Raw genomic sequence first — 26,797 nt, forward strand, 5'->3', positions numbered from 1 at the left:
TCTTACCAAGAATCTTAATCGATCAAGCCGTTGCTACACGCCGCGCGGGCACACGTTCCACTTCACGCTGTGCAAGCACGCCGAACAACAAACCGAGCGTGGTCCAGATCACCGCCTGAATGCCAATTGCGGCCACGCGGAAATTCCACAACAAGGTCGCCGAAAACTTCGCCGGTACTTCATCGATCGATGGCAACGCAGCGTAAGCGAGCCCCATCAGCACGATGTAACCCGCGAGCGCAATCAGCGACGCGTTCCAGTTGCCGTGTGTCGGCTGCATGCGGCGCTGAAACCGCACCGCGATCACGGCCACCACGAGTGAGATCGCGACCATGCCGAAAAAGAGCGCCGTTCTCGCGCCAATCGTCTCGGGATTCCCCACGGACGGCGGGTTCGGCGGATACTTGAGAAACGGCACGATTGCAACCGTCACAAAGCCGAACACGCCGAGCAATGCTGACGTTCCGCGGGCGCGCAACGCACCGAGCCGCGCATACGAAAACGCGAACACGAGCGAGAACAAACCGCCCAGCGCCGTACCGAACACCGAGACGCCTGTCAGCAAACCGAGCCCCGCTTGCGTGCCGCGGCTGACCAGTTCGACATCGTCGCCATGTTCGTGCGGATGCCCGGCGGCCGCTTCCGCCTGCTCATGTGCCTGTTCCTGCTGGGATTCGAATGCAATGGCACGATCCACCGACGGCTCGCCGAAGGTTTTTGCAAACCCGAAACCGAGCAGGCCCGCGACCAGCCCCGCGATCATGCCGCGTATGAGGAGATTTCTGATCATGGACAGTCTCAGTGGCAGGGGAAACCGAGCAGATGGCGACCGTCGTGCACGAACTCGTGGATATACATGCCCTGGAAGATCGCCGTTGCGCCTTGCTCCGCGCCCACGAAATAAATTGCGATCAACAAAAGCAGACCGATAAACACCGCCCAAGGCAGCACCTCACGCACCGGAATAGGTACGGGTGCATCAAATGCGGGATTCATGGCGGACAGATTCGCCGTTGGATTGGCTCGATTCATGAAAGCTCCGAGGGATAAGCGCGTCCCGTAAGAAAATAGAAAGGCTGCAGCGGGGGTCTGACTTGCATGCGTCGAATGGTTTCTTTACCTTGATTCAAGGATGAAAACGCACTCGGCACGCTTACAGTGGCGCGACCGTGCCGGGTTTTCACCGGCTTCCTCGCGCTGCAAGCTTGCCATTCTAAGATGTGATCACCGAAAGTAAAGCAATGCATCATTGAAGCGAATCCGGAAACCATGAAAAACGAACTGATCCTGCTTTGCCACGCGGCAACGCACGCCATGAAAACCGGCATGTTTCCCACGCTTCATGATCCGATCGAGCATCTCGAGCGCCCGCGTCTTTCGGCGCTTGCATCGGTTTATGCGCCCGACCGTGTCATCACGAGTCCGTCCCATGCCGCCGTGGAAACGGGACGGACGTTTGGCATCGAAATGTCGGCCGATGCGCAGTGGAGCGACCTGGATCATGGCCGCTGGCAAGGACGTTCTTTGAAAGAGATCTACGACGAGGAGACCAGCGCGTTGAGCGCGTGGTTGTCGGAACCGGACAGCGCTGCGCATGGCGGCGAAAGCCTGGAGGCCCTTCAGGGGCGTGTTCGGCGCGCGCTCGACAGACAGCGCGATGACGGGACTACGGTAATCGTGACGCACGCCATCGTAGTCAAGGTGGTGCTTGCCGTGGTGCTGGACGCACCGCTTACGACGGTTTATCGGATGGATCTGGAGCCGCTTTCTGCAGTCGCGCTGACCCGCGCGGACGATACATGGCGTCTGCGCTGCAAATCGTCCATCTGATCAGGCCCCGGCGCCCCGCGCCATGCGCCGAAGCGTCGATGAATCGATCGCGCCCGCGCAGATCCGGACCGCCTCGTTCAGCGTGCGTGGCCGGCCAGCGGCGAAATGCGCTTCGAGCATGGCGATAGCGCGAAGCCGTTCGTTATTACCGAGCTTCTCGCCAGTGGCAAGTTCAAGCACCGATATGAAATAGGTCGCGGGAGGCGTGGCGCCCCGCGCGCCGGTCGAAGACACGGGAATCGCGTCGGAGCATGCCTGCCTTGCAATCGTCGCAACATCGCGTTGGGGAAGCCAACTCGATTCGCTGAGCTGGTGTTCGATTTGGCGTGTCATGGATAAAGCCCTGGAATATCCGTAAGTCGTATGACCTTTACCTAGCAAGGACTATTCCAGCTTGACAAGCAGTCACGCATTGGTGTGGACCCCATCCCAGCGTCGCGACAAAAGAATCAGCACGGGCAGCAAAACCGCCCAACCGGCAGCCAGCGTGAGCGTCGCCGCCAAAGGCTGCGCGAACCGGACCGCGCCCAGCGCAGCGCCGCCCCGGAACGATAAAGGCCCCGCAACCGCGCCCAACACCGAAGCCAGCAGCATGCGCGACTTCAGCCAACCGAAGGTCGTATTGAATTGCGCGGCGAAGAGTGCCCACAACGCGAGAATCCAGTAAGGTGCGGCGCCGGGAAGGACCGTACCGTTCGGGTAGACCAGCAACCCGGCCGCGACCGGCACGCTTTCCCAAACGGCGCCGATCACGATAACGCTCGCTAGCAGCTTGAGTTCCGGCACTCGCCGATCCACCCGAGCCAGATGCACGGCGACCAGGACCAGCGTGACGGCAACGCCGATCCACGGGACATCGTGCGCTGCGCTCAGCACGCAGGCGAACCACCCGAGTTGCCCGACGATGAAATAGATCGTCGGTGCCCAACGCTCAAAAGCTGAACTCCGGGCGGGACCGTCTGGAATGTTGCTGGATGCGTCGGGCATGCGGCTCGCGGTTATCTGATTGGCGTAACGACGTGGGGCGATGCTACCGCATTGGCGTTTTAAAGCGGGGCCGATGATCCATCCGACCAATCAGCCTCCCGGAATAGCGTTTGCTGCCGTAACATTCTTGAAATCAAGCGGCCGGATAATCGTCATTGTGCAGGATTGCGTCCTGATTCCAGCGATGCCCAGCAATACCAGAACGCCGCCAACATGCCAAATCAACGGAGCTACTCATGAATTCGCAGGAAAAACAGCGCCGCTTCGAAGAAGACCTGATCGACAGCTACGACGAAGAACTGGAGATGGAAGTCGACGACCGGATTCTCGACGGCGAAGGTGCGTTTTCCGCCGAAGCGCGCGAGCAGCGCAAGGTTTATTTCCGCGAGCTGTTCCGGCTGCAAGGCGAACTCGTAAAGTTGCAGGACTGGGTGGTTGCGAGCGGACATCGGCTGGTGGTGATCTTCGAAGGCCGCGACGCCGCCGGCAAGGGCGGTGCGATCAAGCGCATTACGCAGCGGCTCAATCCCCGCGTGTGCCGCGTAGCCGCCCTGCCCGCGCCGAACAATCGCGAGCGCACGCAATGGTATTTCCAGCGTTACGTCTCGCACTTGCCGGCGGGCGGCGAGATCGTCCTGTTCGACCGGAGTTGGTACAACCGCGCGGGTGTGGAACGCGTGATGAACTTTTGCACCGACGACGAGTACGAAGAGTTCTTTCGCTCAGTGCCGGAGTTCGAAAAGATGCTGGCGAGAAGCGGTGTGCAGATCCTGAAGTACTGGTTCTCGATCACCGACGACGAGCAGGAAGTGCGCTTCCAGGCGCGCATCCAAGACCCGCTCAAGCAATGGAAACTCAGTCCGATGGATCTTGAAAGCCGCCGCCGCTGGGAGGCTTATACGCAGGCGAAGGAAGTGATGCTGGCACGCTCGCATATTCCAGAGGCGCCGTGGTGGGTAGTGCAGGCGGTCGATAAGAAACGTGCTCGCCTCAATTGCATCAGTCACCTTTTGAGCCAGGTGCCGTACCACGAGATCGAACACCCGGCGATCGAATTGCCTGACCGCGTCTACAACGATGACTACTTGCGCCAGCCCGTGCCGGAAACCATGGTCGTTCCGGAAGTGTATTGAGGCAGGTTCAGCAGTGGCAGGTCTTCTCATGCATGGCATGGACCTGCTGCGGCTTCTGAGCATCGCCACGGTCATGGCGATGCCTGAATACCACTTGAAATAGGTATTGCGAACTCTTCATGACCACGACGAACGTCACTTGCATCAGGTTGAAATCGAGCGTCACCATCAGGCGCATCAGGACCAACAGAGGAAGTACGACGGCAGGCCGGTAGAGTTGTCGTTCGATTAATGCTTTCATGACGGCTCCCGTATCCATAAACAGAATTCTACGGATCGGGAGCCTCCGGATAAACCCGCTGTAATCGAAGACACTTGTCGCGCGGCTTGAACAATCGCGTTTTTATCGCGATGCCACGCTCGCGTTTGACGCGTCAGAGGCGGCAACAGCCGGCTCAGCCGATGCCACCGGCATATCGCCCCAGCCACCACCCAACGCACGGATCAGGTTCACCGTGGACGTGGCCTGCACGCCCGCGAGTTGCACGGCTGTGCGCTGCGACTGCAGCACGGTACGCTCGGCATCGATCACATCGAGGTAATTGATTGCGCCCTCGGTGTATTGCGTGCGCGAAAGCTGCGCCGCGCGATTCGATGCGTTCACGGCCTCAGCTTGCGTCTGCGTCTGCGTTTCCAGAATGCGCAGGTCGGAGAGGTTGTCCTCCACTTCCTGGAACGCCACCAGCACCTGCTGACGGTAATTCGCCACATCCTCTTCATAGATGGCGCGTGCGTTCGCGAGGTTGCCCTTGCGACGGCCGCCATCGAAGATAGGAAGATTGAGCGCCGTACCCGCGAACGGTCCGAGCAGGAACGTACGGCTTGACCAGTTGAACAGGTCGCCGAGCGTTGCCGACTCGAACCCACCCGAACCGGTGATGTTCAGCGACGGGAAGAACGCCGACTTCGCCACGCCGATGCGCGAATTCGCTGCCGCCATCGCGCGTTCGGCTGCCGAGATATCCGGACGGCGTTCAAGCAACGACGAAGGCAAGCCCGGTGGAATCTTGATATCGACGGGCGTCAGCGGGTTGGCGGCCATGGTGAACTGCGATGCCGACTTGCCCAGCAACACGGCAAGGCTATGTTCCGATGCAGCCCGCATGCGCTGCACCGTCATGGCGTCGGACCTGGCGCTCGCAAGCTCGGAACGCGAACGTGCAACGTCGAGCTCGCTGATGTCGCCCTCTGCAAAGCGATGCTGCACGAGCTTCAGGCTTTGTTCCCGCAACGCGACCGTGCGGGCGAAGACATCGTTTTCGGCATCGAGTTCGCGCAAGTTGAAGTAGTTCTGCGCAACGTCCGCTTGCAAGGCAAGTTGTACCGAGCGGAATAGCGCTTCGCTTTGCGCGGTATCGGCGTTTGCCGCTTTCACCGAATCCGATACGCGCCCAAACAGATCGACTTCGTACGATGCACTCGCCTGCGCGCGCCACAAGGTCTGCGACGGCACGTTGGTGTTCTGCGGCAGGAATTGCGACGCCGGCGAAAGCCGCTCGCGCGTCGGGCCAAAACCTGCATCGAGCGTCGGAAACAAGCCCGCCCGCGCCGTCTGGTTGATTGCGCGCGATTCCGACACGCGCGCCGCTGCAGCTTTCAGGTTCTGGTTGGCATCGGCGGCCTGGCGTTCGAGATCGTTCAAGGTGTCGTCGTTGAAGACGGTCCACCATTCGCCGCGCATCACCTGCTCCGACGGCTGCGCCGTCTTCCATGTGCCTTGTTCGGATGCGGCAAGCACCGTCTGCGATGTTTCCTTGAACGCAGCCGGCTCCTTCACGTCAGGCCTGGCATAGGTCGGTGCGAGCGAACAGCCCGCGACGATCAGCAACGACCCGAGCAGCGCCGACAATCCCAGCCATCGTTTGATATTCAGCGTTTTCATTTCAATTTCTCTCATGCTTCGAGCGAAGCATTGACACCGCGCATGTGCGGATTGTGGCCGTGCTTGTCGACGAGATGCTCGCCGCCAGCCAGCTTTCTCAACAGCACATAAAACACCGGCGTAAGCATCAGGCCGAACAAGGTCACACCGAGCATGCCGAAGAACACCGCCACGCCCATCGCATGACGCATTTCGGAACCGGCGCCCGACGAAATCACCAGCGGCACCACGCCCATGATGAAAGCAATCGACGTCATCAGGATCGGACGCAGACGCAGACGGCTTGCTTCAATCGCGGCTTCCACAATGGAGCGTCCCTGCATCTCCAGCTCACGCGCAAACTCGACAATCAAAATGGCGTTCTTCGCCGACAAGCCCACTAGCACCATCAAGCCAATCTGCGTGAAGATGTTGTTGTCGCCACCTGTGAGCCATACACCGACCAGCGCCGAGAGAATGCTCATGGGCACGATCAGGATCACGGCGAGCGGCAGCGTCAGGCTTTCATAGAGCGCAGCCAGCACCAGGAACACCAGCAGCACGCTGATCGGGAACACCCACAACGCTGCATTGCCCGCGAGGATCTGCTGATACGTCAGGTCGGTCCATTCGAACTTGATGCCGCGCGGCAGCGTTTCGGCTGCGATGCGTTCCACTGCGGCTTGCGCCTGACCGGACGAATAACCCGGAGCCGGCCCACCGTTGATGTCGGCTGAGGTATAGCCGTTGTAGCGCACCACCATTTCCGGACCGTAAGTCGGCGTCACCTTCACGAGCGACGAGAGCGGCACCATTTCGCCGTTCGCATTGCGCGTCTTCAGCAAGCCGATGTCTTCCGTGTTCGCGCGGAACGGCGCATCCGCCTGCACCCGCACCTGATACACACGGCCGAAGCGGTTGAAGTCGTTCACGTACAACGAGCCGAGATACACCTGCATCGTGCTGAAAACATCGGTGACGGACACGCCCAGTTGCTTTGCCTTTACCCGGTCCAGATCCACGTTCAATTGCGGCACGTTGATCTGATAGCTCGAGAACGTCGGGCCGAGTTCAGGCGACTGCGATGCGCGTTTGATGAACGCCTGCGTGGCGTCGTTCAACGCGGCATAACCCAGGGCACCACGGTCTTCCAGTTGCAGCTTGAAACCACCCAGCGTTCCGAGACCCAGAACCGGAGGCGGCGGAAACACGGCAATGAACGACCCCTTGATCACGGCGTACTGCTGATTCAGGGAACCCGCGATTGCACCGGCTGACAGCGCGCGGCCCTTGCGTTCGTCGAATGGCTTGAGCGTTACGAACACAACACCGGCGCTCGACGAGTTGGTGAAGCCATTCACCGACAAACCTGGAAACTCCACCGCGCTTTGCACGCCCGGCGTCTTGCGCGCGATATCCGTCATCTGGCGGATCACCGCTTCGGTACGATCCAGCGATGCACCGTTGGGCAGTTGCGCAAAGCTGATCAGGTACTCCTTGTCCTGCGCGGGCACGAAGCCGCCCGGCACAACCTTGCCCATCATCACCGCGCCTGCCAGCAGCACGACGTAAATGCCGACCATCACGGCCTTGCGGTTGATGACACCCGTCACGCCCTTGCCGTATTTCTCCGAACCGCGTTTGAAGACCTTGTTGAACTGCCGGAAGAATCCGCCGAACACGCGATCCATGCCGCGCGTGAGCCAGTCCTTCGGTTCGTCGTGGCCCTTCAGCAACATTGCTGCGAGCGCCGGCGACAAGGTCAGCGAGTTGAACGCGGAGATCACCGTCGAGATGGCGATGGTCATCGCAAACTGCTTGTAGAACTGACCTGTCAGGCCCGACATGAAAGCGAGCGGCACGAACACGGCGGTCAGCGTCAGCGCAATCGCGACGATTGGCCCGCTCACCTCTCGCATTGCCTGGTAGGTCGCCTCCCGCGCCGACAAGCCGGCCTCGATATTGCGCTCGACGTTCTCCACCACCACGATCGCATCGTCCACCACGATCCCGATGGCAAGCACCATCCCGAAGAGTGACAACGCGTTGATCGAGAATCCAAACGCGAGCAACAACGAGAACGTACCGATGATCGAAACGGGAACGGCCAACAACGGAATGATCGATGCGCGCCACGTCTGCAGGAACACGATCACCACCAGCACGACCAGCGCAATGGCTTCGGCCAGCGTGTGGATCACCGCGTCGATACTCGAGCGCACGAACTGCGTCGGGTCATACACGATCTGGTATTCCACGCCCGCGGGCATGTCCGCCTGCAGTTCCTTCATCGTCTTGCGGACCGTGTCGGAGATCTGCAGCGAATTCGCGCCCGGCTGCTGGTTGATCGCCATCGCGACCGCGGTCTTGTTGTCGAGCAACGAGCGCAGTCCATATTCCGATGCCGCCAGTTCAACGCGCGCCACGTCATGCAGGTACGTGACGGCGCCGTCAGGCGAAGTCTTCAGCACGATGTCGCGGAATTCCTGTTCGGTCTGCAAGCGCCCCTGTGCGTTCACGTTCAACTGCAACGGCACGTTCGGCAAGGTCGGCGATGAACCGATCACACCAGCCGCCACCTGCACGTTCTGCTCGCGAATCGCGTTCACCACATCGGTCGCCGTCATGCCGCGTTGCGCGACTTTCTGCGGATCGAGCCAGATGCGCATCGAATAATCGCCCGAGCCCCAGAGCTGAACCTGCCCCACACCCTGAATCCGCTCCAGCCGGTCCTTCACGTTGATCAGCGCGTAGTTGCGCAGATACGTCATGTCGTAACGGTTATTCGGCGAGTTCAGGTGAACCACCATGGTGAGCGTCGGCGACGACTTGATCGTCGTCACGCCAAGACGCGTCACGTCTTCCGGCAAACGCGGCAACGCTTGCGACACGCGGTTCTGCACCAGTTGCTGTGCCTTGTCCGGGTCCGTGCCGAGCTTGAACGTCACCGTGATGTTCAGGTTGCCGTCGCTGTTCGCCTGCGACTGCATGTACAGCATGTCTTCCACGCCGTTGATCTGCTCTTCCAATGGCGACGCCACCGTTTCAGCAATCACCTTTGGGTTTGCGCCCGGATATTGCGCATGGACGACCACGGACGGCGGCACGACTTCCGGATACTCGGAGATCGGCAGCTTGAACATGGCGATGACACCCGCCAGCAGGATGAGCACCGACAGCACGCCCGCAAAGATCGGGCGGTCGATGAAAAACTTGGAAATGTTCATGACGATTTCTTTATAAGCATGAGAGGCTGCGCGCGCGTTTCCCGCAGCGTGTCCCGTACCGGAACTCGCCGCTGTCACGCACACCAGGAGCCACCGTTAAGCGGCTATAAAGCGCGTCTTATGAAGCTTGTTTTGTTGCCGGCGACGCACTCGCCATTGCTACCGCGTTGGGTTTCACGACATCGTTCGGACGCACGCGCTGCAGACCGTTCACCACGATCCGTTCGCCCGGCTGCAAGCCCTTCACGATCACGCGCAAACCATCGCTCTGGGTGCCGAGCGTGACTTCACGGTATTGAACGCGGCTGTCTTTATCGACGACCATGACGAATTTCTTGTCCTGGTCCGTACCGATAGCGGCATCTTCGATCAGCACTGCCAGATGCGGCGTCCCGCCGCCGACCTTGATGCGGGCATAGAGCCCCGGCAGCAGGGAACCGTCGTTGTTGTCGAAACGGGCACGCACGCGGATAGTGCCCGAGCCGGTATCCAGTTGGTTATCGACCGATGCCACCTTGCCTTCGCGCGAGAAACCATCTTCATTTGCAAGGCCGAGCGAAACCGGCACGCTTGAGCGTGAGTCGCGGCTCAGATAACGCAGGTAGGTTTGTTCATCGACATCAAACGATGCGTAGATGGGCGAGACCGACACCAAAGTGGTCAGCAACGGCGCGCTGGAACCGGTGGAAACAATATTGCCCACCGTCATTTCCGCACGCGATACGCGACCCGACACAGGCGCCACGATATGCGTGTACGTCAGGTTGATCTTCGCGGTTTCGAGCGCCGCTTGCGCCGCCTTCAGGTTGGCCGCCGCCTCATGCGCGGCGTTCTGCTTCTCGTCGTAATCGCGTTTGGCGATCGCATTGTCCGTGAGCAAACGCTCGGCGCGCGCCGCATCGGTCGATGTATAACCGTTGCGCGCCTGAGCCGCCGCAAGTTGCGCCGCTGCCTGGTCGACCGCCGCCACGTACGGACGCGGGTCGATCGTGAAGAGCGGATCGCCCTTCTTGACCAGCGCGCCGTCGGTGAAATGCACGGCTACGATCGTGCCGGGAACGAGCGGGCGGATATCGACTTTATCGACGGCTTCGAGGCGCCCCGAATAGTTCTGGTAGTCGGTGATGGTCTTCGAGACCACGGTGGCGACATCCACTTCCGTTGCGGGCGGCGCGGCCTGGACCGCGGCCTCGGCGTTGTTGACCGGCAGGCCGAAACCGTGCATGGCAGTGTATGTGCCGATGCCTGCCACGACCAGCGTCGCCCCTAGCGCGACGGTAATTCGTTTGCGAGTGATGGACATGCGATGCTCCAATAAAGTCGTTGAGATTGTTTTAAATTTTTAGTGTGCTGCATGCGTCTTCGGCTTGGCGCGCGTGTGCCCTGGCCGCTGCGCATGGTCGGTCCTATCCCGCAGCCGCTTCCTGAAGAACGCGACCACGTCGGCGAGCGCGGAGGGATCCGTGACCAGCCCGTAATGCGATGCGTCGACGTGGCGCGTCACTTCAGTCGGCACGCCCGCCGCGATCAGTTCGCCGGCGTATTTCTCGGCCTCGATATGCAACAGGTCATGCTGGGCGCTCGCGATCAATGCCGGCGGCAGTCCTGCAAGACGCCTCGATTCCAGCGGCGCTGCATACGGATGAAGCCGTTGCGAAGCATTGGGCAGATACGCCCGGTAACACTGCGCGCACTCGGACGCGCAGATGTCCGGCGACAGCACCTTGTTCTCGTCGGCCATGCGCGTCATGCTCGGGTCCAGCAAGGGCGCGAGCAACGCTTGCGCATGGATTGCAATGTCACCGCGGTCCCGGGCAATCGCCGCAAGACAGGTGGCTAAGTTGCCGCCTGCATCGTGTCCCGCCACACCAATACGGTTTGCATCGGCCCCTTGTGCGCGAGCATTCGCCACCACCCACTGCGCCGCGCGGTATGCGTCTTCGGGCGCCGCCGGAAAAGGAAAGGCCGGCGCGAGCGAATAACCGACCGAGACGACCCAAGCGGGTGTATCGCGGGAAATGGTCGTCGCTGCGATATCCGCGTCGTCGAGCGTGCCGCGAACAAACCCGCCGCCATGAAAATAAAGCACGACCGGCAGGACGGTGCCGTCCGATGCGGGGCGATAACTGCGCAAGGTTATGGGTTGCGCATGTCCCGCGATTCGAACATCCTCTATGCAGAGGCCCAGATCCAGCGTCGATGCCATGGTTATTTTCAGCGCGTCCGCGCCATCCCACCTTGATTGCGATGGGACGAATTCTGAGGTCTACGTCTTTCGAAATAAATGCCTATAATCCGGCAACACAATTCGGTCGCGCTGAACAATCACGATCAATTTGACACTGCCCATTCCTACAACATCCTCGCAGCGGCTTTATTCCATGCGCTGCAAAGATTTGACGGTGAGAGAAAAATGGACCGGCTACAAGCTATGCAGGTGTTTACAAGAGTTGTCGATACCAATAGTTTTTCGCGCGCTGCAGACACGCTGGATATGCCTCGCGCCTCGGTAACGACGATTATTCAAAACCTTGAAGCGTTTCTTAACGTGCGTCTTCTGCAACGTACGACACGACGCTTGAACCTCACGCCCGACGGTGCTGCCTACTATGAGCGCTGCGTGCGGATCCTCGCGGACATTGAAGAAACCGAGAGTTCATTCGCCAATACAGGAAAAGGTCCGCGCGGCAAATTGCGGATCGATATGCCGGGGTCGATCGGACGAATGATCGTCATGCCCCAATTATGTGAATTCCATACGCGTTATCCGGATATCGAGCTGATGATCGGATTCGGCGACAAACCGGTCGACCTGATTCAGGAAGGCGTGGACTGCGTGATTCGCGTGGGGACTTTGCAGGATTCTAGTCTTGTTGCAAGAAGGATTGGCGTTTTTCAAGGGCTGACCGCGGCGAGCCCGGATTATCTTGAACTGCATGGCGTGCCGCATACCATCGAGGAATTGCAGCAGCACACGGCGGTGAATTATTTTTCCAGCCGTACCGGCCGCGTGATGGATATGGATTTCGTCATCAATGGGAAATCCGTCGATGTGAAGATGCGTGGCGCCATCGCGGTGAACGATGCAGAGGCTTATCTGGCTTGCGGCGTGAAGGGCGTCGGGCTCGTGCAGATCGCACGATTCATGGCGCTGCCGTACCTGCGTTCGGGTGAGCTGGTCGAAGTGCTGCCGCAATGGAAGCCGTTGCCCATGCCTATTTCGGTCGTGTATCCCCATAACCGGCACTTGTCGCCCAAAGTGCGCGTGTTCGTCGACTGGGCCGCCGAACTGTTCGAGCGTTGCCCGTTGTTGTCCGGTCAGGAAGATGCGGAAGAGCGCTGCTTGCCGACAGCGACACCGCGTTCGGTTATCGTCAAGCACGGAACACCGGATGTTGCTGGAACCGCTGAAGTGGTCGTTTAAGAGCGCTTATTGAAGGGGTTTATTCGCGGGCTTTTACGGCGAATAAACCCCTTTCTTTTGCAACGTCGCGCCGGTCGGCAATTCAATTCAGCACTTTCAACCATCCTCAGTGTAAGGGCTTAAGCCCCTATCGCACCGATAGCTTTTCTCCAAAACCCCTTGGAATAAGGCGCTTTGCGATTGTTCGGATCTCGTGATTAATCAATTCGCCTAAGCATCATTTATCCCGCAGTCGCGGTTGACTACATTTCGTCCTGTCGCAGTGCGGCACATCACATTTGCCGCTGACTGCCCGTGCATCTATTCGAATGGCATCGATCTGATTCATGCCTTCGCTTGAACCGACAGGAGCATCACCGTGAAAACCGCAGTCGCAGCGCTCTCGCTTTCCGCCGTATCCGCACTCGTTGCAACGACCGCCTTTGCCGATGGCGGCATCGGGCGCGCCGGAACCTATCAAACCGCAACTACGTCGCAAAGCACGATGACCCGCGAACAGGTCCGCGCCGAACTCGCCGCTTCTTATGCAAACGGAACACTGCCCGCATTGAACCGGAACACGTATCCGGATCGCAGCATGGCAGGTATTGCCATCGCCGCTCAGCACGATCAACGCGCTCGTGACGCGGCGCTCGCAGAAGAACGCAATCGTTCGATAGTCGAATTTGCCAACGGGTCGGTCACGCAAAGCGGCAAGGCACAAATCCAGTAATCGCCTTGAATGTGCATTGAATGTGCTTTGAACACACAGGAGCCGATCATGGATGATCTAGCACCGCTGGAAGACTTCTCCGCACTCGATGACTGGTTGCCCGAAGCGCAGCCGTTGTGGAAGCCGTTCAGGCCTCAGGTTGCCCGGGAAGAAGTTGCTGCAGAGGTGGAAGGTTGAGGGTGGAAGGCATTGACCGCGGACTCACGAAGTCCGCGGTCAATAAAAGACCAGGCCGGCGTTATCCGCAAGCCCCTACTTCACCGCACGCAGTACAGAAGTCACAGCCGTCCTTGCGAATCATCGCGTTGGCGCCGCATGTCGGGCATTTACGGCCCGGGATCGGCAGCAACGCGTGAGGGTTGGCAGCATCCGCGTTCTCTTCTACAACGGTCGTGATGTCGTTGTCGTCACCAGCGGAAACGGGCACGTCCTGCGTGGCCTGCGCCGAGTCCTTGCGGCGTTGAGCAAGCAAGCGCGACGGTACTTGTCCGCCTTCGACATCGAGAAATCCGCGCCGATGCAAAATCTGCTGGATCGCATACGCGAGCGCCGCGACTTCGGAATCGTGCCAGCGCGGTGACCTGTGTCCATCGAGATGTTCTACATCGCCCAGACGCACTTGGCCGCGATCCCATGACACCTTGCGCATGTCCTGCAGGTTGCGTGCGACAAACCCGCCACGCGCAGCAAGCGACAACGAGCGCATGGTCGCCGTGATCCACTGCTGCGATTCATCGCGCTGACCCGTTGGAATGAAGAACTCGATAGGCCGCTCGATGGTGACATCTTCACCGCCAAGCCGCCCCGTGATCTCCATGAAGGACACCGCCACGTATAGCGACTTCTTGCCCGCTTGCGTGAGGTACTCCACTTTTTCGATGATCGCCGGCAATTCACCGCGCGGCCGGTGATCGATGGCAATGCGCAACGGATCGAGTTGCACCTCCGAGTCGGCTGCATCGGATGGATCGGAAGCAACGACCGCCGGCGTCTCGGGGGTGACTGAGAGTACCGCGCCAAGGGTTTCATTGGGCCTGTAAGTGGCGAGCCCTTTCAGCCCGCGACGCCACGCATCGAAGTAGAGATCCTTGAAGGCATCGAAGGGATAATCGGCGGGGACATTGACAGTCTTCGAAATCGATGTATCCACGAACGGCTGAACCGCCGCCATCATCTCCAGATGATCGTGCGCGGACATGTCGAGCGCGCTGACGAAGTAGTCGGGCAGCGCCTTCACATCGCCTCCAAGCTCACGATACAACCGGTACGCATGATCCTCGACCGCGAACGATTGCCTGCTGCCATCGGCCATGCGCTTCGTGCGGGTATAGCTCCACGAGAACGCGGGTTCGATTCCGTTGGACGCGTTGTCCGCGAACGCAAGGCTCACGGTCCCCGTCGGCGCAATGGAAAGCAGATGGCTGTTGCGGATGCCGTCGCGGCGGATTTCATCCTTGAGGTCATCGGGAAGACGTGACGCAAAAGTGCCTGTTTCAAGGTACTTTTCTGCATTGAAGAGCGCAAACGCGCCGCGCTCACGCGCGAGATCAACCGATGCACGATAGGCCTCATCGCGCATCGTCCGCGCCACGCGCGTCGCGAATTCGCGTCCCTCTTTCGAGTTGTAGCGAACACCGAGCATCACGAGCGTATCGCCGAGTCCTGTAAAACCAACGCCGATGCGCCGCTTGTCCTGCGCTTCCTTGTCCTGTTCCGGCAGCGGCCAGAGCGTCACGTCGAGCACGTCATCGAGAAAACGAACCTGCGTGCGTGTGCTCCTGGCAAGCGCATCCCAGTCGAAGACCGGCGTGCCGCCATGCCGCTGCGCGAACGGATCGCGCACGAAACGCGTCAGGTTCAGCGGCCCGAGATTGCAGCATCCATACGCGGGCAAAGGCTGCTCGCCACACGGATTTGTCGCACGAATCGTTTCCACGGCGCGCAGGTTGTTGTCGTCGTTCATGCGCGACATGAAGACCACGCCGGGCTCCGCCACGTCATAAGTCGAACGCATGATCGTGTCCCACACTTCACGCGCCTGCACCTCGCGGTACACCCACAAACCGTCGTCACGCTGATGTGAGTCGGCGGAAGCCTTGAACGCGGGCGACGGTTCCGCGCGATGCACGAGCTGCCACGACGCGTCGTCGGACACGGCCTGCATGAACTCGTCGGTCACCGCGACCGATACATTGAAGTTGTTCCAGCGCCCCTTCACATGCTTCGCCGCAATGAACTCCAGCAAGTCGGGGTGCGTGCAGTCGAGAATGCCCATCTGCGCGCCGCGTCGCGAGCCCGCGCTTTCCACGGTCCTGCACGATGCATCGAATACATCCATATAACTGCACGGACCCGACGCCGATGAACCCGTCGAGTGCACGCGCGCCCCTTTCGGCCTGATGGCGGAAAAGTTGTAACCCACGCCGCCGCCGCGCCGCATGGTTTCGGCGGCCTGCAGCAACGCCACGTAAATGCCCGGCAAGCCGTTTTCGTCGATGCCCTGAATCGCGTCGCCCACCGGCTGCACGAAGCAGTTGATGAGCGTTGCCTGGATTCCCGTCCCTGCCGCGCTCATGATGCGCCCGGCGCCCAGCGCGCCGCGCTGGAAATTCTCGAAAAACGCCGTCTCGGCCTGCTTGCGAAGCGCCTCGGGTTCCGCGAGCGACACGCCTCGCGCGACCCGCCGGTAGATATCGTCGATCCGGGTTTCATCGCCCTTTGCGTACTTTTCCAGCATTACGTCGATGGAAAACTGCTGCGGTGAAACCGTCAGCTTCAAATCGTCTTCAGCCATGTCCTGTCCTCATGTCCAGCGGGTGGTGCGTAGTCGCGAAGTTGCGGCGTCGGGTCCGTCCCGGGTCCGTCCCATTTGGGTTTGGCACAGATTTACTCCTTTCGAAGTAGTCCCGCCGGAGAAGCGACATGAAGTCGCGTCATCCCATCGGCGAATGGGCGGCACGCCGCGCAATTCCTAATCTTGCAGTCGATTCCCACTACAACGCAAACTTAATCGACAGGCACGCACCATGACGGCCTCACGCAAGACTTCCGCGACTACTCCGTCAGCTTTGGCGGCAGCCGATCCGCGCGCCTGGCGCGTCCTGTGGTCGAGCACTTTCGCTTTCACCATCTGCTTCGCGATCTGGATGATGTTCGCGATTCTCGGCATTCCGCTGAAAACGCAGCTCGGCCTCTCCGACACCGAATTCGGCCTGATCGCCGCAACGCCGGTTTTGTCGGGATCGCTTGCACGCGTGCCGCTCGGTATCTGCACGGACCGCTTCGGTGGCCGCATCGTCTTTTTCCTGACGATGCTCGCCACCGTCATTCCCATCTGGCTGCTCACCCATGCCACGCAGTTCTGGCAATTCATTTCGCTGGGACTTCTGATCGGGCTCGCAGGCGCCTGTTTTTCGATCGGCACGCCCTACGTGGCGCGCTGGTTCCCCAAAGACCGCCAGGGCCTCGCAATGGGCATCTTCGGCGCCGGCAACAGCGGCGCTGCGTTGACCAAATTCGTCGCGCCGGTGCTGATCGTGAGCTTCGGCACGTGGATGATCGTGCCGAAGGTCTACGCCATTGCAATGCTGGTGACAGCCGTGGTGTTCTGGATGTCCGCGGGGTGCATCGTATAGCTGGTACGTGTATTCCGCGCAGCGCGTGAAGTACCCGATGATCCGCGGCCGTCTTATGGACATGTGGCGCGAAGCACGCAAGAGCATGGACCCGGTCGCGGCATGGGCATCGATCAGTCAGGACCCCGTCAAGTCGAAACGCTACAAGAGCGTGCGCGGACTCGGCGGCTTCGTGCGCGCCGACTGGAATACCGCCAACGAAATGATCGCGGCGGCGAATGCGTTCACCATCGGCAAGTTCGGGCCGGATCGCGTGATCGGCTTCTCGCCAATCCCGGCAATGTCGATGGTGTCATACGCCGCCGGTTCACGTTATCTCAGCCTGATCGGCGGCGTCTGCCTCTCGTTCTACGACTGGTATTGCGATCTGCCGCCGGCTTCGCCGCAGGTGTGGGGCGAGCAGACCGACGTGCCGGAATCAGCCGACTGGTACAACTCGACCTACCTGATGGTGTGGGGATCGAACATTCCTCAAACCCGTACGCCTGACGCGCACTTCTATTCCGAAGTCCGCTACAAGGGCACGAAGACCGTGGCGGTATCGTCGGATTTCGGCGAGATGGTCAAGTTCGGCGATATCTGGCTCGCGCCGACGCAAGGCACCGACGCAGCGTTGGCAATGGCAATGGGCCACGTCGTGCTGAAGGAATTTCACGCGGCCAACGCGTCGAACCAGTCCGCGTATTTCCGCGACTACGTGAAGCAATACACCGACATGCCGATGCTCGTGCTGTTGCGCGATAACGGCGCAACCCTGGTCCCCGATCACTTCCTGCGCGCATCGCATCTCGCCGATAACCTAGACGAAGCCAACAACGCGCAATGGAAGACGCTCGTGCTGGACGCCGGCAGCGGCGAGATTGTCGCGCCCAACGGCACGATCGGTTTTCGCTGGAACGAGGCGTCGCACAACGACGGCGAGAAGGTCGGCCGCTGGAACCTCGAACTGAAGGACGGCGGCAGCGGTCGCGCCATCGACCCGCGTCTTTCCATGATCGACGCGCACGACGAAGTCGTCGAAGTCGGCTTCCCCTATTTCGGCAGCGAGCACGACGCGCTGCTGAGCCGGCGCGTGCCGGCAAAGCGCGTCACCCTCGCCGATGGCACGCGTGCGCTCGTTGCGACCGTGTTCGATCTGCAGATGGCGAACTACGGCGTGGACCAGGGCCTTGGCGGCCCGAACGTCGCAACGAGCTACGACGACGACGTCCCCTACACGCCGGCATGGCAGGAAAAGCACACCACCGTCCCGCGCAACCTCGTGATCCAGGTGGCGCGTGAATTCGCGACCAACGCCCATCAGACCCAGGGCAAGAGCATGGTGATCGTGGGCGCGGCGCTCAATCACTGGTATCACAACGACATGATTTATCGCGGCATCATCAACCTCCTGATGATGTGCGGTTGCGTGGGCAAGAGCGGCGGCGGCTGGGCGCACTACGTAGGCCAGGAAAAGCTGCGTCCGCAGTTCGGCTGGGCGCCGCTCGCATTCGCGCTCGACTGGTCGAAGCCGCCGCGCCAGATGAACGGCACGTCGTTCTTCTACAACCACACGAGTCAGTGGCGTCACGAGAAAGTGGGCCTGAGTGAAGTCCTCGCGCCGACCGCGAACATCGGCAAGTATTCGCACCTCTCCATGCTCGATCTCAACGCGAAGTCCGAGCGCATGGGCTGGTTGCCGAGCGCACCGCAACTCGGTGCAAACCCGCTCGACCTCACTGACGCGGCCGTCCACGCCGGCATGAAGCCCGTGGATTACGTGGTGGACCGCCTGAAGTCAGGCAAGCTGCAGTTCTCCTGCGACGACCCGGACAACCCCGTCAACTTCCCGCGCAACATGTTCGTCTGGCGCTCGAACATCCTGGGCAGTTCGGGCAAGGGGCACGAGTATTTCCTGAAGTATTTGCTCGGCACGCAGAACGCCCTCTTCTTTGTTGCCCACACGACAAGCCAAGTGTACACTAGATTCCATGCCCTGTATGGGTTTCCGGAAGAAAATGTTCCGCGTGGTTGTAGCACAGGAGATTATCGTGGAGCATGTTATTCGAAGGGGTGGACGGTACCATTACCGTAGGCGCGTACCTGCCGATTTGATCGAGGCATATGGTGGAAAGAAGGAATTCCAGAAGGCGCTAGGCACAGGTGATCCACGGGAAGCAGCTAAGCGTAAGAGTCAGATAGACGTGGAATTCAATGAGCTATTCGACGGCCTACGTGCGGGTATATCCAAAACTGGACACACCCCTCAGACCGGGGCGCAGTGGCCTGCCTTCTCTCAGCAGGAAGCGGATGCAATGGAGGACAGCGCGTATGCGCTTGCACACCCGACAGAGAGCGAGGAGCAGGAGCACGATAGATACGTGGCTGCAAAGGCTGAACGCGAGCAGCGACTAGCCGATATCGAGGAGGTAGTACGCCGCATCACGAACAGGACCGCAGGACAGCCCGTACAGCCGCCTCCAACACACGTACCCGCTACCCATGTAGCCGAATCGCCTAGCAAGCCCTCCACGGGTCTAATAGGGATACTTCCGGTATGGCAGAAAGCTAGACGGCCAGACTCGTCTACGGTAGCCAGCATGCATATGGTTATATCTCGGTTCCACGAGGTGGCGGGCAAGCATCCAGCACGGTCCTACACACGACAGCATGTGTTGGATTTTCAGAAGTCGCTTGCTGATATGGGATTAGCTCCTGCCACGATAAGAAAGCAGCTATCGCTACTCAGCGCACTGTTCGGGGTTGATCCTACGATAGGCAATCCCGCTAAAGGCATCAAGACTGAGGGTAAGGCTAGACGCGGCGTAGCTAAGCCTCCATTTAGCCATGCGGACCTTAACCTTATCTTCGCCAGTCCTGTGTATTCGCAAGGACTCCGACCTATTCCCGGATGTGGCGAGGCTGCTTACTGGCTACCGCTGCTCGGACTATTTACGGGGGCACGCCTTGAGGAACTAGGCCAGCTATCCCCCGGTGATATTCGTGAGGAGACTTATCGAGATGGTAAGGGGATCGAGAGAACCGTACCCGTTATCTACGTCACCGACGAGGGAGAAGGTCAGGGTATCAAGAACACGGCGTCTCATAGGCGGATACCCATCCACAAGGCACTGTTAGATTTAGGATTCTTGAAGTACGTAGCCAGCCAGAAAGGAGCACGGCTGTTCCCCGCTATGGTCCCGGATAAGTTCGGACGCGAAACGTCCAAGTTCTCTAGCTGGTTCCCGAAGTATCTCCGCGCACACTGTCCAGCTATCGACAACAAGAAGTCTTTCCATTCATTCCGCCACCTGTTCAAAGATATCTGCCGGGAGCACGGGATTGATAAGGGCGTCAGGGACGCGATACAAGGCCACAGCGAGGGAGACGCAGCGGGAGACTACGGCGGAGCATTTCATCCACTTAGGCCGCTCGTAGAGGCTATGGCTAAATACAAGCTACCGGGAGTTAAGTTACCGGGATAGGTCAAGTGGCAACGTTGCCACTTGAAGGGCAGCAGGCCGCGATTGTGGCGAGTGCGCAGGATTGGGGTAACGCCAATTTCCAGGGTAGAAATAGGGTCACCGGTAACGTTACCGGTGACACGGTAGCGGACAGGATGGCACGGGGCACCTAGTTCGTTAAGCGTAAGCGCCTGCTGCTGCAAATTCGGCAACTCGTGCTTGAGCCTCAGTCAAGTATTGCTTGCAGGCCTCCACCCACTGCACGGCCTTGAGGGGAGCATAAACCTCCTCGGCCTGTTCCCGTAGAGCGTCTCGATACTCACGGGCCTCTTGGGTGGCACGATAATATGCGGCGTTAGACAACTTGGAGAACGTCCCTGAAATATCTAGTGCGTTCAGTAGCACGCCCAAGGTAACGGCCTTACCGTCTACGCTAATACCCAAGTAGTGATTATGCTCCGCCGTTATATCGGTACGGTTAAAAACAAACTTATGCGTCTCTCCGTCCACAATAATGCAATCGTGCTCAATCCAAACGGGAGTAGGATATTTCGGCACATAATTAATTACTAGGTCACGTACATCCTTTAGTGTCTTCCATACCGCAGAATATCCCCAGCTAGATAGAATTTCATATACTCGTTTCTGGTCGGCAACCTTAACGGCCCCGTTTAGCTTAACCTTATCCACATCGCATTTCATCTTACCTGCCACGATACTGGATAACTCTTCAGCACTCAGTGCGCCGAGGGAAGGGTTCTGGCATACGACAGAAACCATCGTAGTAGCGGGCGTAGAAAAATCCAAAATTCGTTCTTCGGTGTCGAGGACCATGTGACTCCTTTTAAGTGGGGTACTCAATCTTGTGCTGTGTCATCTTTGCGTACAGCGTTTGGCGACCCATGCCAAGGTACTGTGCGGCCAATGACTTGTTGCCTCCGGCATGCTGGAGCATCAATTTGATTAGCGGCTTCTCAATAGCCGAGACCACCATTGCGTGTACGTCCACGGGCGGCGCTCCGTCTAGCTCGTCAAGGTATAGCTCCATGCGGTATTGAACCGCCTGTTCAACCGAGCGGAATCTCTTGCTGGGCTTGAGTCTCATGTGTGTGTCTCCAAATGATACAACGAAGGAAAATGATGCTGCCCTAATTAGGCGCAAAGCCTTGCTGGGTAAGGGTCGTGCTTTACGGGCCTATGGGAAAAAATTGTTCCGACCTACTATATCTAGTGTCATTGACGCCTCAGACCACTATATCTTGTGTTTTCCCCTTAGAGAACCCCAAATAAAACGTGTATTTCTCGGGCCACGCACGGTTAGTAAGGGAACAGTAAGTCATCTTCGGACGTGGGAAACCACCTACGGGAACGAGCGTAAGAAACCGCCATGTGGGTATGCCTGGCTCGCCGCGCACGTACCAGACGCGCCCTCGCACCCGATAGTGCGATATCAGCAATTTTCCGATAGATACGCGGGCTATAAATCTTTAGAGGAGTTTCACGAGTTCTATAATCCTCCATCTGCAATATCAGGCCAGCTTCTTCGAAACTCATTTCATGATTGACTACAGTTTCATGCTCATCCTTGTGGATATAGCTCCTCGTAAGACTAGGCACACCTGAATATTCTGGCGCATATAAGATTACAGCACGGCCTAAGGATACATCGTTAAACTTACCATTGGCCCGAATAAGCCGGTCCCAATGTAAATTATAGTTCGCACTCACCGGACATATCTTACCGTGGCCTGGTCTACGTCTAGTCATCTTCGTATTCCACATCATCTATATACAGCCCATCGATATCATATACATCTGGTCGATTATCAATCTCATGATATTTAGAATTAACCGGATTAAGATGAAACCATCTATCTACCACATGATTATCATGCTCTTTGAATGCGGATATTCGTAGGCATGGATTACGTACAGCCAGGTTAATCAAGTCGGCTATTCCTTATGGATTAATTACTAACTCGTTAATCTCATTACTGCTATCTTTATATCGGATAACTGTAACATCCTTATCGTTGGTCTTGATAGATAAGAATGAATAACCACTAGAGCGTATTTGCTCTATAGCTACTGATACCTGGCCTGACACAGCAGTACACTTTCGTCTAATACGATAACCACTGTTGCTATGGGTACGCTTAGTACGTAGCTCCAACTTAGCCTCAAGCATAGTTAATCCTTAAATGTGAATTGTTATTTATAACGTGATAGATATAGAGCGGTTAATACAATGGGCCTAATACAGTACATACATAGGCCTGTTATACACAGCACCCTATCACAGTAGATATACTCGGCCTGCTAAGCGCATGCCTCGTGCTATACACATGGCCTATGTACTGTATGTATGTGTGGTCTATCGTGTCGTCACTCAGCGAGACAAAGAAAGAGAATAAGATAAATAGCAATCAATGCATTATCTACATCGTTACTATCATGAGATGTAAACCATTCAATCATGCACTCAAACTGTGCGCATCAATGTAAAGTTTACAAAGTTGGCCTGATAGAACTAACCTAATGACGGGGGGTAGTGATAAACATAGGCTTCATCGGCTCCGAATCGACAGTTCCGTGTTGTTCTAGTGGCTTGTATGGAAAATGGGCCAGAAACGCCATAGACGGGCTTGAATCGTCGGAGACCTACCCAACTAGCGGGAATACTCGCCTAAGCCAGCAGCGGGCCTGTGCTGACGCCCCAGCCCACTTCGGCACGGTAGATTGTGTGGAGGTAACGGACCACAGCCCTCATATCTATTGGGAGACCGCGATTATCGTATCCAAACTCTAGCAGGTCGTATTTACTAGAATTCCTTCCCGGTAATGCGGTTCCATCCGGCCTACAGATGAATCCTTTCTTCTCACTACCGGTCTTAGTGGCATGGCAATTTACGCACAAGGGGATAAGAAAGTTATCCTTATCCGAACCTTCGAGCATGTTAAACCACGTAGAATTACTCCCGAATAACACGGAATTCCCCTTAGCCCGTATCCCGTGATCGAATACGACAGTAGGAACAGTCCGGTTTTGCATCATGCAGACTACGCACAAGGGAGTACATTGAATAGCGTTAGCCCTAAACTTTTGCCAGTGATGGTCATACGGGTTAGGACCATCCCGATACCATCTACTTTCGGGATTAGTCGCCATTAATTATAAACGGGAAAGTCTGCACAGTCCTCGAATACCTCTTTCGCATTAGCTGCTCTATCCGCAAGCCTACTCGGCATAAGAGGACTCTTTAAACTGAGCGCTCTATAATAAGATCGAATATCGTTAGCCATACTGGAGACAATAGCAATTAGCGGATTGGGAGCAGATACGGTAACGCGATTCTTTACAGTCTCGATAATAAGGGACTGGCCTGCCAAACTCTGTACTGCCGATTTATGCATCGCCAGCGCCTCACATAATCTACCCGCCACTTCTAAATCTAATTGCGTCCAGTCCTCTAGTAATCGACAATTAACTACCATCGGCCAGAATGAATATGCCTTCCCAGATAATCCACTTGGGCATTGTGGTAATTTAGCCAGTGCAATTTCTGCACGAGTCCTTCGCTTCTTAATAATTTCGGTCATTATATCGCCATTAGAGAAAGGGATTGAATTCCCGCATAATTGCACGGGCGTTAGCTGTATCGGCAAGTCCGGAGTTTGTGAACCAGATATTAAAGCTGGGCGGGCTAACGTAATTAACCAATCCCGATACCGCATTAACTGCAGCCGCAGCAGCATCAATTCGGCCCATCGCCTTCTTTTTAATAAGACGAGTGTTCAGGTTAATATCCTCGTATGACTTAGCATTGAGGACGCACATAGTCAAAACTACATCGTCGTCGGAGTGAACACAGGTTCCTGCTACGAGTGCGTCCCGCAGGGCCTTAGTCGGCTCAGTGAGGTACACAATTGTTTGCTTAAGGGCTTCCCACTCCACGCCAGACTCCGGCAACTCATCCCACGCGCGTTTAAACCGCCCGTAATAGGCAGGGTCATAGAACGCCCGACCGACACCTGCAGCCTTGCAAATAGCATGAATCTCCTTGGCTACCTGATCCGGGTCAATGGTCCGTCCCGGAGTAGTACGAAGCTTTCCATCCCGTACCCATTCCGCATACGGCCTCTTGTCGCGGTCGGCATGGGCCTGTAGCGTCTCGGCGGGCTTCCATGCATAGCTCCGTACCTGCCAAGTTCCATCCGGCCTAACGCCCGCCAATACGAACGCGGTAATGTCCACGGACTCGCTCAGGTCAAGCCCCCCGGTAACGTACTGGCATTCCTTCCACGGCACTAGCTCCCCGAAGGTTTCCGCCCATACAGAAACGGGCATCCACGGGTCCGAGGTATCCACCCGCATATTCAGGTTAAGGTTACGAAACCCATTCGAGTTAAGCCCACGCTTCGCAGCCTTCGCAGACCGCATGAGAGTATCGAGGTCCGTGTAATGACCAATGCCTGGGTTAGCTGCAATCAAAGCTGCAGGATCATCTAGCTCCGCCTCCTCGGGGGCCGCATAAAGATGACTGACTACCGTAGGGTCCTCGCCCTTAGCAGCGTCATCTAGCCAGAGAGAGAACAGACTGGAATCGAGGGGGGCCTGCGTACTGATAGCAATGAGCAATGCTTCGCTACCAAAGGCAAGCTGTGAGGTCGTGAGGGAATCCACGAACAGGCTATCTGCCTCCTCAATCTGCCCAATCTCATCTAGGATAACCAGCACTGGGGACAATCCCATAGCTGTCTTTCCGTCAGCAGCTAGAGGCATATAAACGCTACCCGTACCCGCACACTTAGCAGTCTTCGTATGCTCGGTACACTGAACGCGAGACCTTAGCGCGGGAGACATTGCCACCATCTTAGACAACGCCGTGTATATGTGTCCCGCCTGATCCTTACTATTCGCACCTGAGACTATCTGGCTATTACGGGTAGCTTCCGGGCCGCACAAGTAGAGTAAGACTACACACGCAGCAACTAACGTCTTGCCTGCCTTTCGTCCCACGCTAAGATAAGCCCGACTAGTCCCGTGCGGATTGTCGAAAATGTCTAGTAGGAATTTCCTTTGGAACGGAGCGAACCTTAGAGGCTTCCCCACTACTGCACGGGGTCCGCTAGGAACAACACAGTGCCGCTCTAACCAGTCTATGTTACGTTGCCCCCTTGTTGACTTACCGGGCATTATCGTTTGCCTTGCCGATAGCTGCTACCTTTGATCTAGCCCCAGGAGTTTCCTGTTTCGGTACATCCTTAGCCAAGGTGAGGAAGTAAGTTTTCACTTTTACATCATCGGGATACTTGCTCATAATCTCCTGCGTGACTTCGTGGAATACGTCGATAGCTAACTGCAACTGTGCGGCCCTCGCTACGGCTAATCGCCCCACATCACTAGGCCCATTCCACGCAGGTATTCTCTCTGAGGGCTTCAAAGGAACGAATGCATACTTGGCTTCCGAGAGGATAGTGAGCGCCTTGTGTGTCGCAAGTAACCCCGCCCACATAAGCGCCTCCGACTCCGGTTCGCCATCCATGTACTCGGTCTGGGAATTAGCCCAATTCATGGCGTCCCTACCAAAGACAGCACTAGCCATATCTCGGAGAGACGGTGCGGAATCAAAGGATAGATAGCACAGGTCATTGTGTAGAGTGCGGAGTGAGAATTCTTTGTTTCGAAAGATATCGAACAGGTTCATTAGATATCCTCTAGTGTGAATGGCGAAGGGCGATAGTCTACCGGCGGATAACCACGCAAGCCTACAGCTATCCCATGCAGGTTAAGCGCGACATTAGCCAACACTAAATATTGGCGAGCACTATTTAACAAAGCTGAAATAGCCGCACTATCCTTTACTCGTTCTTCGGATAATCGCTTAGCCTCAGCCCGATCCTTGTTAGCGAGGAGAATACATAGCTGGCTTCTAAGTAGATCAGGCCCGCACTTACCATCATGCGTCTTTGCAGCCCAATCAATCCGTGCATCGATATCAGGAGCCGTACCCTTGATAACCCCAAGGTTAGGCCCGTAGAAACTTTCCATTAGCTCAATGCGCAGATCATCAATCGACTTAGGGTACGAGACCTTCCCTTTGGTCACGACAAGCGGAATGTGCCGCGCCTTTGCATGGCGAACCAGACTAGCCCGGCTCACGATTGCACCGTGTAGTTGGAGATAAACTCGCCAAGGCACTCGACGGGAACGCCCCGATTCTCAGCACGGGCAATCAGCCGATTCAGTGACTTAGTCTCCAACGTAATCGCCAGCTTCCAAGTCATATCGAACGCGCTATATTCAGCGTCCTTAAACTTTGGCTGTTCCTCGCGCAGAATAGTAGCTACCAAAAGTCGAGCCATGTTGCACATTGAACGCTTATGCAGGAAACCCATATTGCGTACCCGTGCGTATCCTTGCGGGGAAAAGTAAAGCACCGCAGAAGTTTCATTGTCACGCAGCGGGAGACGGTTCGTATTCGTATCGTTCATTCTATGTATTCCTTACTAGTTTCGCCGGAGACAATCCCCGGCATTGAGTT

The 26,797-nt window shown here is 57.3% G+C and carries 22 protein-coding genes, 3 pseudogenes and 1 riboswitch; of the genes and pseudogenes, 8 read left to right on the forward strand and 17 right to left on the reverse strand.

Translation table 11 applies throughout. The annotated features are described in order from the left end of the window. Positions 1–22: 22 nt before the first annotated feature. A complete protein-coding gene (locus AX768_RS27050; RefSeq protein ID WP_062003142.1) occupies positions 23–790 on the reverse strand; it encodes a CbtA family protein in 768 nt (255 codons plus the stop codon). 8 nt (positions 791–798) lie between these two features. Continuing rightward, entirely contained in the window at positions 799–1,032 is a 234-nt protein-coding gene (locus AX768_RS27055; protein WP_062003143.1) for a CbtB domain-containing protein, read from the reverse strand. Positions 1,033–1,063: 31 nt separating this feature from the next. Further along, a riboswitch (cobalamin riboswitch) is annotated at positions 1,064–1,217 on the reverse strand. 52 nt (positions 1,218–1,269) lie between these two features. On the opposite strand from AX768_RS27055, the gene AX768_RS27060 reads away from it, so the two are divergent. After that, positions 1,270–1,830 (forward strand): histidine phosphatase family protein, encoded by a 561-nt coding sequence (locus tag AX768_RS27060; protein ID WP_062003144.1) that lies wholly within the window; start codon positions 1,270–1,272, stop codon positions 1,828–1,830. On the opposite strand, the gene AX768_RS33935 is transcribed toward AX768_RS27060, so the two are convergent. Both AX768_RS33935 and AX768_RS27070 read right to left on the reverse strand, forming a co-directional pair. Continuing rightward, positions 1,831–2,163: a hypothetical protein gene (locus tag AX768_RS33935; protein ID WP_231941564.1), complete on the reverse strand. Its 333-nt coding sequence runs from the start codon at positions 2,161–2,163 to the stop codon at positions 1,831–1,833. Between the two features lie 72 nt (positions 2,164–2,235). Continuing rightward, positions 2,236–2,817 carry a DUF2878 domain-containing protein gene (locus AX768_RS27070; protein WP_082779104.1) on the reverse strand — a complete coding sequence of 194 codons (582 nt, stop codon included), beginning with the start codon at positions 2,815–2,817 and terminating at the stop codon, positions 2,236–2,238. A gap of 236 nt (positions 2,818–3,053) precedes the next feature. Here AX768_RS27070 and ppk2 point away from each other — a divergent pair, with 236 nt between their 5' ends. Then, the gene (gene ppk2, locus AX768_RS27075) at positions 3,054–3,950 is read left to right on the forward strand and encodes a polyphosphate kinase 2 (RefSeq protein WP_062003145.1); all 897 of its coding nucleotides are present in this window, start codon (positions 3,054–3,056) and stop codon (positions 3,948–3,950) included. 7 nt (positions 3,951–3,957) lie between these two features. Here the strand turns inward: ppk2 and AX768_RS27080 are convergent, their stop codons facing one another. From AX768_RS27080 to AX768_RS27100, 5 genes are all read right to left on the reverse strand, one after another. After that, positions 3,958–4,191, reverse strand: a complete 234-nt coding sequence (locus AX768_RS27080) for a hypothetical protein (protein WP_144022072.1) — start codon at positions 4,189–4,191, stop codon at positions 3,958–3,960. 102 nt (positions 4,192–4,293) lie between these two features. Next, positions 4,294–5,832, reverse strand: a complete 1,539-nt coding sequence (locus tag AX768_RS27085; protein ID WP_062003147.1) for an efflux transporter outer membrane subunit — start codon at positions 5,830–5,832, stop codon at positions 4,294–4,296. Positions 5,833–5,843: 11 nt separating this feature from the next. Further along, positions 5,844–9,038 (reverse strand): efflux RND transporter permease subunit, encoded by a 3,195-nt coding sequence (locus AX768_RS27090; RefSeq protein WP_062003148.1) that lies wholly within the window; start codon positions 9,036–9,038, stop codon positions 5,844–5,846. 118 nt (positions 9,039–9,156) lie between these two features. Then, positions 9,157–10,341: an efflux RND transporter periplasmic adaptor subunit gene (locus tag AX768_RS27095; RefSeq protein ID WP_062003149.1), complete on the reverse strand. Its 1,185-nt coding sequence runs from the start codon at positions 10,339–10,341 to the stop codon at positions 9,157–9,159. 39 nt (positions 10,342–10,380) lie between these two features. Continuing rightward, entirely contained in the window at positions 10,381–11,244 is an 864-nt protein-coding gene (locus AX768_RS27100; RefSeq protein WP_082779105.1) for an alpha/beta hydrolase, read from the reverse strand. Positions 11,245–11,451: 207 nt separating this feature from the next. Here AX768_RS27100 and AX768_RS27105 point away from each other — a divergent pair. The 3 genes and pseudogenes from AX768_RS27105 to AX768_RS34165 all read left to right on the forward strand — a co-directional run. Further along, a pseudogene (locus AX768_RS27105) lies at positions 11,452–12,381 on the forward strand (LysR family transcriptional regulator); the annotation flags it as partial. Between the two features lie 439 nt (positions 12,382–12,820). Further along, positions 12,821–13,174 (forward strand): DUF4148 domain-containing protein, encoded by a 354-nt coding sequence (locus tag AX768_RS27110; protein WP_062003151.1) that lies wholly within the window; start codon positions 12,821–12,823, stop codon positions 13,172–13,174. Between the two features lie 48 nt (positions 13,175–13,222). Continuing rightward, on the forward strand, positions 13,223–13,351 hold the full coding sequence (locus AX768_RS34165; protein WP_256927611.1) for a hypothetical protein: 129 nt from the start codon (positions 13,223–13,225) through the stop codon (positions 13,349–13,351). Between the two features lie 61 nt (positions 13,352–13,412). Here the strand turns inward: AX768_RS34165 and AX768_RS27115 are convergent, their stop codons facing one another. Further along, positions 13,413–15,968 (reverse strand): adenosylcobalamin-dependent ribonucleoside-diphosphate reductase, encoded by a 2,556-nt coding sequence (locus AX768_RS27115; RefSeq protein WP_062003152.1) that lies wholly within the window; start codon positions 15,966–15,968, stop codon positions 13,413–13,415. Between the two features lie 232 nt (positions 15,969–16,200). Between AX768_RS27115 and AX768_RS27120 the strand changes: the two are divergent. The 3 genes and pseudogenes from AX768_RS27120 to AX768_RS27130 form a co-directional block, all read left to right on the forward strand. Then, positions 16,201–16,788: pseudogene (locus AX768_RS27120) on the forward strand (MFS transporter); the annotation flags it as partial. Continuing rightward, positions 16,784–18,739: pseudogene (locus AX768_RS27125) on the forward strand (molybdopterin-dependent oxidoreductase); the annotation flags it as partial. The pseudogenes AX768_RS27120 and AX768_RS27125, both read left to right, overlap by 5 nt. A 160-nt stretch (positions 18,740–18,899) precedes the next feature. Beyond that, positions 18,900–20,273, forward strand: coding sequence for a site-specific integrase (locus AX768_RS27130; protein ID WP_062003153.1), 1,374 nt, complete (start codon positions 18,900–18,902; stop codon positions 20,271–20,273). A 156-nt stretch (positions 20,274–20,429) separates the two neighbouring features. Here the strand turns inward: AX768_RS27130 and AX768_RS27135 are convergent, their stop codons facing one another. From AX768_RS27135 to AX768_RS27160, 7 genes are all read right to left on the reverse strand, one after another. Next, entirely contained in the window at positions 20,430–21,086 is a 657-nt protein-coding gene (locus AX768_RS27135) for a hypothetical protein (RefSeq protein ID WP_062003154.1), read from the reverse strand. A 10-nt stretch (positions 21,087–21,096) separates the two neighbouring features. Beyond that, positions 21,097–21,357 carry a helix-turn-helix domain-containing protein gene (locus AX768_RS27140; protein ID WP_062003155.1) on the reverse strand — a complete coding sequence of 87 codons (261 nt, stop codon included), beginning with the start codon at positions 21,355–21,357 and terminating at the stop codon, positions 21,097–21,099. Positions 21,358–23,420: 2,063 nt separating this feature from the next. Next, positions 23,421–23,852: a hypothetical protein gene (locus AX768_RS33035; protein ID WP_155524349.1), complete on the reverse strand. Its 432-nt coding sequence runs from the start codon at positions 23,850–23,852 to the stop codon at positions 23,421–23,423. 10 nt (positions 23,853–23,862) lie between these two features. Next, positions 23,863–25,449 (reverse strand): terminase TerL endonuclease subunit, encoded by a 1,587-nt coding sequence (locus tag AX768_RS27150; protein WP_082779107.1) that lies wholly within the window; start codon positions 25,447–25,449, stop codon positions 23,863–23,865. Beyond that, positions 25,439–25,960 (reverse strand): hypothetical protein, encoded by a 522-nt coding sequence (locus AX768_RS27155; protein WP_062003158.1) that lies wholly within the window; start codon positions 25,958–25,960, stop codon positions 25,439–25,441. The genes AX768_RS27150 and AX768_RS27155 overlap by 11 nt, the downstream gene beginning before the upstream one ends. Continuing rightward, entirely contained in the window at positions 25,960–26,415 is a 456-nt protein-coding gene (locus AX768_RS33040) for a hypothetical protein (RefSeq protein ID WP_155524350.1), read from the reverse strand. Before AX768_RS33040 ends, AX768_RS27155 begins: the two co-directional genes overlap by 1 nt. Continuing rightward, positions 26,412–26,747: a hypothetical protein gene (locus tag AX768_RS27160; protein WP_155524351.1), complete on the reverse strand. Its 336-nt coding sequence runs from the start codon at positions 26,745–26,747 to the stop codon at positions 26,412–26,414. Before AX768_RS27160 ends, AX768_RS33040 begins: the two co-directional genes overlap by 4 nt. Positions 26,748–26,797 lie beyond the last annotated feature (50 nt).

The organism is Burkholderia sp. PAMC 28687, from assembly GCF_001577465.1.
GTDB lineage: Bacteria > Pseudomonadota > Gammaproteobacteria > Burkholderiales > Burkholderiaceae > Caballeronia.

Coding starts and splice junctions, on each gene's coding strand:
- AX768_RS27155 (WP_062003158.1), bottom strand. CDS start 25,960: ATGAACCTGTTCGATATCTTTCGAAACAAAGAATTCTCACTCCGCACT.
- AX768_RS27080 (WP_144022072.1), bottom strand. CDS start 4,191: ATGAAAGCATTAATCGAACGACAACTCTACCGGCCTGCCGTCGTACTT.
- AX768_RS27150 (WP_082779107.1), bottom strand. CDS start 25,449: ATGCCCGGTAAGTCAACAAGGGGGCAACGTAACATAGACTGGTTAGAG.
- ppk2 (WP_062003145.1), top strand. CDS start 3,054: ATGAATTCGCAGGAAAAACAGCGCCGCTTCGAAGAAGACCTGATCGAC.
- AX768_RS27100 (WP_082779105.1), bottom strand. CDS start 11,244: ATGGCATCGACGCTGGATCTGGGCCTCTGCATAGAGGATGTTCGAATC.
- AX768_RS27055 (WP_062003143.1), bottom strand. CDS start 1,032: ATGAATCGAGCCAATCCAACGGCGAATCTGTCCGCCATGAATCCCGCA.
- AX768_RS27060 (WP_062003144.1), top strand. CDS start 1,270: ATGAAAAACGAACTGATCCTGCTTTGCCACGCGGCAACGCACGCCATG.
- AX768_RS27085 (WP_062003147.1), bottom strand. CDS start 5,832: ATGAAAACGCTGAATATCAAACGATGGCTGGGATTGTCGGCGCTGCTC.
- AX768_RS33935 (WP_231941564.1), bottom strand. CDS start 2,163: ATGACACGCCAAATCGAACACCAGCTCAGCGAATCGAGTTGGCTTCCC.
- AX768_RS27140 (WP_062003155.1), bottom strand. CDS start 21,357: ATGAGACTCAAGCCCAGCAAGAGATTCCGCTCGGTTGAACAGGCGGTT.
- AX768_RS27115 (WP_062003152.1), bottom strand. CDS start 15,968: ATGGCTGAAGACGATTTGAAGCTGACGGTTTCACCGCAGCAGTTTTCC.
- AX768_RS27070 (WP_082779104.1), bottom strand. CDS start 2,817: ATGCCCGACGCATCCAGCAACATTCCAGACGGTCCCGCCCGGAGTTCA.
- AX768_RS27090 (WP_062003148.1), bottom strand. CDS start 9,038: ATGAACATTTCCAAGTTTTTCATCGACCGCCCGATCTTTGCGGGCGTG.
- AX768_RS27135 (WP_062003154.1), bottom strand. CDS start 21,086: ATGGTCCTCGACACCGAAGAACGAATTTTGGATTTTTCTACGCCCGCT.
- AX768_RS34165 (WP_256927611.1), top strand. CDS start 13,223: ATGGATGATCTAGCACCGCTGGAAGACTTCTCCGCACTCGATGACTGG.
- AX768_RS27160 (WP_155524351.1), bottom strand. CDS start 26,747: ATGAACGATACGAATACGAACCGTCTCCCGCTGCGTGACAATGAAACT.
- AX768_RS27050 (WP_062003142.1), bottom strand. CDS start 790: ATGATCAGAAATCTCCTCATACGCGGCATGATCGCGGGGCTGGTCGCG.
- AX768_RS33035 (WP_155524349.1), bottom strand. CDS start 23,852: ATGACCGAAATTATTAAGAAGCGAAGGACTCGTGCAGAAATTGCACTG.
- AX768_RS27095 (WP_062003149.1), bottom strand. CDS start 10,341: ATGTCCATCACTCGCAAACGAATTACCGTCGCGCTAGGGGCGACGCTG.